The organism is Aestuariivirga sp., from assembly GCF_041738905.1.
GTDB lineage: Bacteria > Pseudomonadota > Alphaproteobacteria > Rhizobiales > Aestuariivirgaceae > Aestuariivirga.
Map to the genome: position 1 here is coordinate 1 of NZ_JBGSOZ010000216.1, position 7,867 is coordinate 7,867.

Annotated in this window: 10 protein-coding genes, 1 tRNA gene and 1 pseudogene; 8 read left to right on the top strand and 4 right to left on the bottom strand. The window is 61.1% G+C overall.

What is annotated here, in order from left to right:
• A pseudogene (locus tag ACEW8Q_RS21520) lies at positions 1-219 on the top strand (flavin-dependent oxidoreductase); the annotation flags it as partial.
• 2 nt (positions 220-221) lie between these two features.
• Here the strand turns inward: ACEW8Q_RS21520 and ACEW8Q_RS21525 are convergent.
• The gene (locus ACEW8Q_RS21525) at positions 222-686 is read right to left on the bottom strand and encodes a DUF3237 family protein (RefSeq protein WP_373506125.1); all 465 of its coding nucleotides are present in this window, start codon (positions 684-686) and stop codon (positions 222-224) included.
• A 32-nt stretch (positions 687-718) separates the two neighbouring features.
• On the opposite strand from ACEW8Q_RS21525, the gene ACEW8Q_RS21530 reads away from it, so the two are divergent.
• Positions 719-958: a hypothetical protein gene (locus ACEW8Q_RS21530; protein WP_373506126.1), complete on the top strand. Its 240-nt coding sequence runs from the start codon at positions 719-721 to the stop codon at positions 956-958.
• On the opposite strand, the gene ACEW8Q_RS21535 is transcribed toward ACEW8Q_RS21530, so the two are convergent.
• On the bottom strand, positions 950-1,480 hold the full coding sequence (locus tag ACEW8Q_RS21535; RefSeq protein ID WP_373506127.1) for a hypothetical protein: 531 nt from the start codon (positions 1,478-1,480) through the stop codon (positions 950-952). The two genes, ACEW8Q_RS21530 and ACEW8Q_RS21535, sit on opposite strands and share 9 nt — an antisense overlap.
• Positions 1,481-1,620: 140 nt before the next feature.
• Here ACEW8Q_RS21535 and gatB point away from each other — a divergent pair, with 140 nt between their 5' ends.
• The 4 genes from gatB (at position 1,621) to ACEW8Q_RS21555 (ending at position 5,692) form a co-directional block, all read left to right on the top strand.
• Entirely contained in the window at positions 1,621-3,096 is a 1,476-nt protein-coding gene (gene gatB / locus ACEW8Q_RS21540) for an Asp-tRNA(Asn)/Glu-tRNA(Gln) amidotransferase subunit GatB (protein WP_373506134.1), read from the top strand.
• 245 nt (positions 3,097-3,341) lie between these two features.
• Complete coding sequence (locus tag ACEW8Q_RS21545) at positions 3,342-4,121, top strand: glutathione S-transferase family protein (protein WP_373506128.1); 780 nt, start codon at positions 3,342-3,344, stop codon at positions 4,119-4,121.
• Between the two features lie 17 nt (positions 4,122-4,138).
• Complete coding sequence (locus ACEW8Q_RS21550) at positions 4,139-5,143, top strand: endonuclease/exonuclease/phosphatase family protein (RefSeq protein WP_373506129.1); 1,005 nt, start codon at positions 4,139-4,141, stop codon at positions 5,141-5,143.
• 279 nt (positions 5,144-5,422) lie between these two features.
• On the top strand, positions 5,423-5,692 hold the full coding sequence (locus tag ACEW8Q_RS21555; protein WP_373506130.1) for an SEL1-like repeat protein: 270 nt from the start codon (positions 5,423-5,425) through the stop codon (positions 5,690-5,692).
• A 30-nt stretch (positions 5,693-5,722) separates the two neighbouring features.
• Here ACEW8Q_RS21555 and ACEW8Q_RS21560 read toward each other — a convergent pair whose 3' ends face one another.
• Positions 5,723-6,001: a hypothetical protein gene (locus ACEW8Q_RS21560; RefSeq protein ID WP_373506131.1), complete on the bottom strand. Its 279-nt coding sequence runs from the start codon at positions 5,999-6,001 to the stop codon at positions 5,723-5,725.
• A 157-nt stretch (positions 6,002-6,158) separates the two neighbouring features.
• Positions 6,159-7,193, bottom strand: a complete 1,035-nt coding sequence (locus ACEW8Q_RS21565) for a Fe(3+) ABC transporter substrate-binding protein (RefSeq protein WP_373506132.1) — start codon at positions 7,191-7,193, stop codon at positions 6,159-6,161.
• Positions 7,194-7,378: 185 nt separating this feature from the next.
• Here ACEW8Q_RS21565 and ACEW8Q_RS21570 point away from each other — a divergent pair, with 185 nt between their 5' ends.
• Positions 7,379-7,582, top strand: a complete 204-nt coding sequence (locus ACEW8Q_RS21570; RefSeq protein ID WP_373506133.1) for a hypothetical protein — start codon at positions 7,379-7,381, stop codon at positions 7,580-7,582.
• Between the two features lie 66 nt (positions 7,583-7,648).
• A tRNA-Ser gene (locus tag ACEW8Q_RS21575) sits at positions 7,649-7,740 on the top strand.
• The last annotated feature ends 127 nt before the right edge of the window (positions 7,741-7,867 follow it).

Consider the following 7,867-nt stretch of genomic DNA (forward strand, 5'->3'; position numbering starts at 1 on the left):
GCCGAGCGCCGCCCCGCGACCTCTGCCATCGTGCTGGCCAACCGGCGGAACGGCCCGGAGCAGGTGATGCAGCTCGTGGAGGAGCGCGCGCCGCACGGCTTTGCGACGGTGGACGACGTGCTGGCGCGCCAGGAGCTCGAAGAGGTCGCCGCTGCCTACAAGAAGGTGGCGGGCTTCACCATTGCGGAGCTCAATGAGCGTCCGCCGATTCTGGCCTGACCTCAGTCGACGCGGAAGAATTCGAGTTGCACCCTGTCGCCTGCGGGCAGGGCCAGAAGCGTGCCGATGAAGATGCTGTTGCGCAGCCAGTCGAGAGGGCCTGAAGCCACCTCGAAGCGAGGTACCGTGCGGCCGGTGTAGCTGCCGTCGGCCTGTGTATGGGCAATTCCGCTGTTGAGAATCGAGACGATCTGGCCCTCGTCCGTGGCGATCGTATAGCGCGCCCAGACCTCGGCCACGCCACCGGGCCTGGTCAGGCACCAGTCCGCGCCGCCAGCAAGCACCTTGCCATTGAGCAGCGGGCCGGAAACGCTGCCCCCTGATATGGGGATGACCTCGCGCAGACCGGACTCCGTGCTCCCCACGATGAGGGGCCGCTCGATGGCGACGTCAAGTCTGGCGACGGGCGTGAGGACGGGAACCATGAGAATGCCTTTCGAATTGGATTCGATCCCAATCTGCGCCATGTTCGGCCCATGTCAATTTTGGAAAACAGGCCATGTCGCCTTTCGGCCGCTTGCTGCTTCGCGTGATGAGGGGCGGGGCGCTGGCCTCGGCCATCTTCCTCGCGCTGGTGATCCTGATCGAAATCTGGAAACGCTGGCAGTTCGGCGGTTTCAGCACCATGCAGCGGCCCGATTTCGCCTTTCTGGGCATTATCGGGGTCATGCTCGTGTGCTGCCTGTGGCTCGCCCGGTCGATCACGCGCGAGCTGGCGCGCGACGCCTCATCAGGGTGACAGGGTAAAGCCTTCCGACGGGTCGATCCAGGCGACCCAGTTGGACGCCGAGGGGATCTCAGTGTCGTCCACCGACATCTGGGCGGTGTATTCGCGGCCATATTTCCCGAGCCGGATGCAGAACTTGCGGCCAAAGTTTTCCTTCATGGCGGCCAGCGCCTTCTTGCGCATGTCCTCCGCCTCCTCGGCGGGCAAGGGCTTGCCGTCCTTCTCGAACCGGACCTTCATCCAGTCGCTCTCGCGCGATACGAAGCAATTGCGGTCGCCCTTGATTTCAGCTTCCCAGGAGGCGATCACCACGATGTCGGATCGAAAGCCTGTCACATAGCCGCGGCCTTCACCCACCACATGGGTATCATCCACCCAGCGGTAAGTGTTCATCGACTGGCAGGTCTTGCGATCCATGTTGGACGCGAAACACTCGATCTTGCCCTCCTTCGAGGGTGCCCAGGGGGCCTTGTCCGCCAGCGCGGCGCCGGATGTGGCAAGCAGGATGAGGGCGGCTGCGGCGAGTCGCGGCATGGTTTGTCTCCCGGGTTGGAGAGGGAGTCTAGGCCAGGAGGGCTACCGGATGGTTAACCCGTTGCCCCGCATTGAACGGAAGTCTTGAACCGGACGCCCGCACCAAGTACCAAGGCGCCAATCTGACAGGTGAGACGATGATGGAATCCGCGAAGCGCGTGGCCGAAAAGAAGGATTGGATCAAGGGAGCGACCGGCGATTGGGAAATCGTGCTTGGGCTGGAGGTGCATGCCCAGGTTCTGGCGAAGTCGAAGCTGTTCTCGGGTGCTTCGGCCGAATTTGGCGGCGAGCCCAACGACCATGTTTCGCTGGTCGATGCCGCCATGCCGGGCATGCTGCCCGTGATCAACGCGTTCTGCGTCGAGCAGGCGGTCCGCACCGGGCTCGGCCTCAAAGCCCAGATCAACAACCGCTCGGTCTTCGACCGCAAGAACTATTTCTACCCGGACCTGCCGCAGGGTTATCAGATCTCGCAGTACAAACAGCCGGTGGTGGGCGAGGGCACCGTTCACATCGACGTCGATGGCCGGTCCGTGGAAGTCGGCATCGAACGCCTGCATCTGGAGCAGGACGCCGGCAAGTCGCTGCATGACCAGCACCCCTCCATGAGTTTCGTGGACCTCAACCGCTCGGGCTGCGCGCTCATGGAAATCGTCTCCAAGCCCGACCTGCGCTCGGCCGACGAGGCCAAGGCCTATGTGACGAAGCTGCGCCAGATCATGCGCTATCTCGACACCTGCGACGGGAACATGGAGCAGGGCTCGCTCCGTGCCGACGTCAACGTGTCTGTCCGCAGGCCGGGAGCTGAATTTGGCACCCGCTGCGAGATCAAGAACGTGAACTCGATCCGCTTCATGGGACAGGCCATCGAATACGAGGCCCGCCGCCAGATCGGCATACTGGAAGATGGCGGCAAGATCGATCAGGAAACCCGCCTGTTCGACGCAAGGAAGGGCGAGACCCGCTCCATGCGCTCGAAAGAGGAGGCGCATGACTACCGCTCTTTCCCCGAGCCCGACTTGCTGCCGCTGGAAATCGAGGATTCCTGGATTGACGCCATCAAGGCCTCGCTGCCGGAACTCCCCGACGAAAAGATCGCCCGTTTCATGAAGGACTATGGGCTGACCTCCTATGACGCCTCCGTCTTGACCTCCGAGCGCGCGTCCGCCGATTTCTTCGAGCGGGTGGCCAAGGGCCGCGATGGCAAGGCGGCTGCCAACTGGGTCATCAACGAGCTCTTCGGGCGCCTCAACAAGGAAGGCAAGAGCGTTGAAAACACGCCGGTTTCCGCCGCGCAGCTGGGCGAGATCGTCGACCTGATCGCCAGCCAGACCATTTCCGGCAAGATCGCCAAGGACCTCTTCGAGATCGTCTGGACCGAAGGCGGCTCACCCGCCGAGATCGTCGAGGCGCGCGGCATGAAGCAGGTGACCGATACCGGGGCCATCGAAAAGGCCGTCGACGAAATCATCGCCGGAAACCCCGACAAGGTGGAGCAGGTGAAGGCCAAGCCGACCATGCTTGGCTGGTTCGTCGGGCAGGTGATGAAGACGACGGGCGGCAAGGCCAATCCGCAGGCCGTGAGCGACCTGTTGAAAGCCAAGCTGGGCATCTGACCTGTTCGCGATGTGGCGTCGGACTGCAAAGCCCGACGCCAGTTTATTTTTGCAAAATCAACATGATGGCTGCCTGTCCTGAATCTCCGTGTGAGCGGCGGGCAATTCCAGCCCGCCGGTTTCCCAAGTTTTCGATTCCAATTTACTAATCCATTCAGTGCTTTAGTTTCGATCTTCCCTTCCAGCCCAACTAAGCTATAGTCCGTACCCTGAGTTTTGGTGTGAAGGGCCGGGGAGGGTTAATCATGGCAAAGACAGCCAAGAAGGCTGCGAAGAAGGTGGTTGCAAAGAGGCCAGTGAAGCCTGCGCCGAAGCCGAAGCCTGCCAAGGCAAAGGCAGCATCCAAGAAGTCCCCGTCCGCGGCCAGGAAGGCTGCGGCGCCGTCGGGTCCCGACAAGGAACGCTTTACGCTTTACGGAATGCTTGGATCCGGACCGACCTACACGGTTGGCCTCATGCTGTCGCTCAGCAAGCATCCCTTCTCCTATATTCATGTCAATCTCCGCGAGGCCCAGCACAAGCAGCCGGATTATCTGGTGAAGAACCGTTATGGCCAGGTTCCGGCATTGCGCGACGGGCAGACCTACTATGTGCAGTCTGCGGCAATGCTCGAGCATCTTGCGGAAGTCCTGCACAGGTTCGACGGCAAGACCGAAGTGGAGAAGAACCGCATCCGCGAGTGGCTGTTCTGGGAGTGGGACAAGCTGGCGCTGCCGATCTTCCGTCTCCGTGCCCGCAACCGGGGCATCCGGCAGTTCGGCGACGAGGTGCGGATGATGTACGACACCGAGGCCAGGGCAGCGCTCGCCGTTCTGGAACACGAGCTCGGCAAGTCGGAGTGGATTGCAACCAAGAGGCCGACGATCGCGGATGTCGGTGTCTACGGCGTGCTGCGCTACGCGAACGAAGCGAGCATCGACCTCACACCTTACCCGCATGTCTCGGCCTGGAAGAAACGCTTTGAGGCGCTTCCCGGCTTTGGTACACCCGAACAGATTCTCCCGATGGAGAGCAGACTCCTTTAGCAAGTAACGGAAAATCCTTGAGCAGATCGGCTGACAGACAGGCGCAAGTCCAGGATCAGCCGGACGGGGAACAGCCGAAGAAGAAGCGGCGGCCCACAGGCTCTCTCGAATGCAAGATCGGAATATTGCTCGGGCTTGGCGGCCTTGTCGGCTCGCGACTGGGTCAACTCTGGGTCGCCTTCGACGTCTTTTCGCAATTCACCCTGCAGTTTGCACTGGTGGCGCTGGCCTTTCTCATCGGCCTTCTGATGCCGCGCGCCAAGCTTTTCAGCGCCCTCGTGCTCATTGTGGTGGGGCTGATCGCCATTGGCGTCTGGCCCCATGTGGCGAGCCGCACGCCGTCCACCTTGGGAAGCGCTGGCCCGGGCGAGCGGGATTTGAGGGTTGCAAGCTTCAACACGCTCTGGGTCAACGATGATGCCGACGCGGTCCGGGCCGAGATCCTGCGCCTTGACGCCGACATCATCACGCTCATCGAGATGGGCCCGAGCAAGCGCCGCATCATCGAGGGCTTGAAGGATCACTATCCCTACCACGCCGACTGCTACCGCATCGACTACTGCAATCTTGTGATTCTCTCGAAAGTCCCGATCATCGAAAGCGATGCCCGCGCCATGTGGAAAGGCCCACCCTTCATCCGCGTGAAGCTGGGTCAGGAGGCGGGCGGGCTCACCATCTTTGGCGTCCACACAATCCGCTTTCCTCATTCCCGCGCGCAGTTCCGGCAGGTGACGGAGATGGCCGACCTGATCGAGACTTATCCCGGCCCGAAACTGGTGATGGGCGACTTCAACGCGACACCTTACTCGCGCATCCTCGAGGTGCTTGAGAGCCGGGCCAATCTGCGCCGCCTGACAAACCTGCCGAGTTGGCCTAGCCAGGCCGGCCTTCCGCAGATAGCCATCGATCACATCTTCGTCTCACCCGGCCTCAAGGCGACGGAAAGCCAGCAGATCGGCCAACCGGCAGGGTCCGATCATTTCCCCGTCACGCTCAGGATTTCGATTCCCCTCGTGCCCTGAATCCACGCCGATGGTGAAGGAGGGGTGAATCAAACTTGGTAAATTGCTTCTGACGACGCGCGCAACTCTCTGATTTGATTCAATTCGTTGCAACCGCAACACTTCGGTCACCGTCTTTGCTCACAGCCGTTTAAGCCTGCTCCTTAACGCGCCGTTCCATGCCACCCCTCACAATGAGCCCATGATCCGGACAGCACGAAGTGCGGCGGAACATCCGGCGGTGGACAGGGGTGGGACTCTTTCCCCGGCCGGCAACCAGGGATATCAAAGGGACGTCAAATGGCACGAATTTCGATGGGGGAACCCGGACAGTCTGAGATCACACCGAATGCGGCGACTGCCGACATTCTGTTCGAACTCGGCATGATGTATTGCCTCGGCCGCGATGTGCTGCAGGATTACGTGACCGCTCACAAGTGGTTCAATCTCGCAGCACTCAAGGGCAGCGAGGATGCGCGGGCCTATCGCCGCGAACTGGCGCTGGAAATGAGCCCGGCCCAGGTGGCCGAAGCACAGCGCCAAGCACGCGCCTGGGTCACGCTCAACTGAGTGCCCGGCCGGGCTTGCATCGGGTGGCCGTCAGTAGTCGATGAAGTCGCTCGTGCCGGAGGGCGTCTGACCCAGGCTGTAGCTGTTCATCTGCGTCGAGAATTCCTTGAGTTCCCGCTGCCGGTTGTAGATCTCGGACTCGTAGATATCGACCTGCGAGTTGAGCCGGTCCTGCTCGCTGTCCAGCCGCGGGAGTTCATTCACGCCGGGTGAATAGCTCTGGCCCATGGGAATGAAATTCTCGTAGGCAAGTGCCTGCGGCGAGGCAAGGACCAATGTGGCGGCGGCGGCGAGCAATGTGAGACGCATGATGAACTCCAGATTATTCAACTATAACCCAGTCTCCGCCGCAAGGCATCAACATTCGCGCAGACTGCGGCCAGACAGCAGCCTGTGAGCCGCCCTTGCGGCCAGATTGGCCAGAAACCCGGGTGATCCTGTGCGGAACTGCGTCTGAACGCCTCGCTCAGTCGTTGAATTCGACCTCGTCGACAAGCTTCGCGGCGGCCGGCTCCAGCCTGGCAATCTCAGACACGTTCAGGCTGTCCGGCGTGAAGCTGCCCCAGGATTTCACCAGATCGGAAGCGGGCACGGCAGGGTTCACCGGATACTCGAAATTTCCATTGGCATAGAGTGCCTGGGCCTCGTCGCTGGCGAGAAACTCCATGAGCTTCAAGGCATTGTCCTTGTTGGGCGCGTTGGCGGTGAGCATCATGCCGGAGATGTTCACGTGCGTGCCAAAATCGGACGAGGCCGGGAACACGATCTTCACCGCCTTGGCCCAGTCCTGTTGCTCCGGCTCTGCCTCGTTGGTGAGCATCTTGCCCATGTAGTACGTGTTGGCCAGCGCCAGGTCGCATTCGCCCGCGAACACGCTCTTGGCCTGGCTCCGGTCATTGCCTGAGGGTCTTACCGCCAGATTGGCCTTGATACCCTTCAGCCAGTCTCGGGTGGCGGCCTCGCCCTTGTGCGCGATCATCGCGGCAATGAGGCCGAGGTTATAGGGGTGATTACCTGGCCTGAGGCAGATCTTGCCCTTCCACTTCGGGTCCGCCAGTTCCTCGTAGCTGATGCCGGTGATGGGCGCCCGATCGACCGAAGCGTAGATCACGCGGGCCCGCATTGTGAGGCCGAACCACAGGTTCCCGCCATCTCGCAGATTGGCTGGAACCTTGTCGAGAATGGCGGTGGAAGACACGGGCTGCGCGAGGCCCCTGTCGGCGGCCTCGACCAGCCGTCCCACGTCGGCGGTGAGCAGAATGTCGGCGGGGCTGTTGCGGCCCTCCTGCGCGACGCGTTCCACAAGGCCGCTATCGGCAAAGATCGCCCGGACCTGGATGCCCGTGCGTGCCGTGAAGGCCTCGAAGAGGGGATTGATCAGAGACGGCTGCCGGTAGGTATAGACATTGACCGTGCCGTCTGCGCGTGCGGGGGACGTGAACGCTGCGGCCAGGGCGAGCGAGGCTGCGGAGGCGAGAACGGTGCGGCGGGTGACAGACATGAAATCCTCTTTCCAGGGCGATCCGGATGATCGGCTGTCACGTCTATGCTGCAGTGGGAAATCACTGTCAATAGTAGCCGAGTAAAATAGTCGGATTTAGAACTGCTCTAAACTGGATTAACAGACCACGCCGTTCTATGGTGCGCGCAGGGCGAAGCGCGGTTGAGTCTGATTGGAGCAACGACATGGCATTCGAAGAACTCAAGGCCCAGATCGGCCTTCTTCTGGGCGAAATGAACGAACAGCCCGAGGACCTGCATGAGCTCTACCAGCAGATTCATCAGGAATTGAACCAGCTCCGCGCCACCGGCATGGCGCTTCCCTCCGACCTCCTGGAACTCGAAGAGAGGTTGCTAAAGGAGTTTCCCCAGCCGCCGGCATCCGCCTGAGGCGAATGACCGAGGAATGGTGGGCTTGCATCGCGCCACAAATCGCGGCAAAAGCCCTTTCCAGCAGGAGACGTGGCCGAGTGGCTGAAGGCAACGGTTTGCTAAATCGTCATACGCTGTAAGGCGTATCGAGGGTTCGAATCCCTCCGTCTCCGCCATTATTTCTGTAACGTGTTGAAAACAAAGCGGTATTTGTGGAATTCTCGTCTGGTCCCACAATTTGCCCCTCAAGCATCGGGAAATTGCAAATCCCGGAGATCACCTCGTTGGAAGTCCCATTTCTAG

Coding starts and splice junctions, on each gene's coding strand:
- gatB (WP_373506134.1), top strand. CDS start 1,621: ATGGAATCCGCGAAGCGCGTGGCCGAAAAGAAGGATTGGATCAAGGGA.
- ACEW8Q_RS21560 (WP_373506131.1), bottom strand. CDS start 6,001: ATGCGTCTCACATTGCTCGCCGCCGCCGCCACATTGGTCCTTGCCTCG.
- ACEW8Q_RS21565 (WP_373506132.1), bottom strand. CDS start 7,193: ATGTCTGTCACCCGCCGCACCGTTCTCGCCTCCGCAGCCTCGCTCGCC.
- ACEW8Q_RS21555 (WP_373506130.1), top strand. CDS start 5,423: ATGGCACGAATTTCGATGGGGGAACCCGGACAGTCTGAGATCACACCG.
- ACEW8Q_RS21525 (WP_373506125.1), bottom strand. CDS start 686: ATGGCGCAGATTGGGATCGAATCCAATTCGAAAGGCATTCTCATGGTT.
- ACEW8Q_RS21545 (WP_373506128.1), top strand. CDS start 3,342: ATGGCAAAGACAGCCAAGAAGGCTGCGAAGAAGGTGGTTGCAAAGAGG.
- ACEW8Q_RS21570 (WP_373506133.1), top strand. CDS start 7,379: ATGGCATTCGAAGAACTCAAGGCCCAGATCGGCCTTCTTCTGGGCGAA.
- ACEW8Q_RS21530 (WP_373506126.1), top strand. CDS start 719: ATGTCGCCTTTCGGCCGCTTGCTGCTTCGCGTGATGAGGGGCGGGGCG.
- ACEW8Q_RS21535 (WP_373506127.1), bottom strand. CDS start 1,480: ATGCCGCGACTCGCCGCAGCCGCCCTCATCCTGCTTGCCACATCCGGC.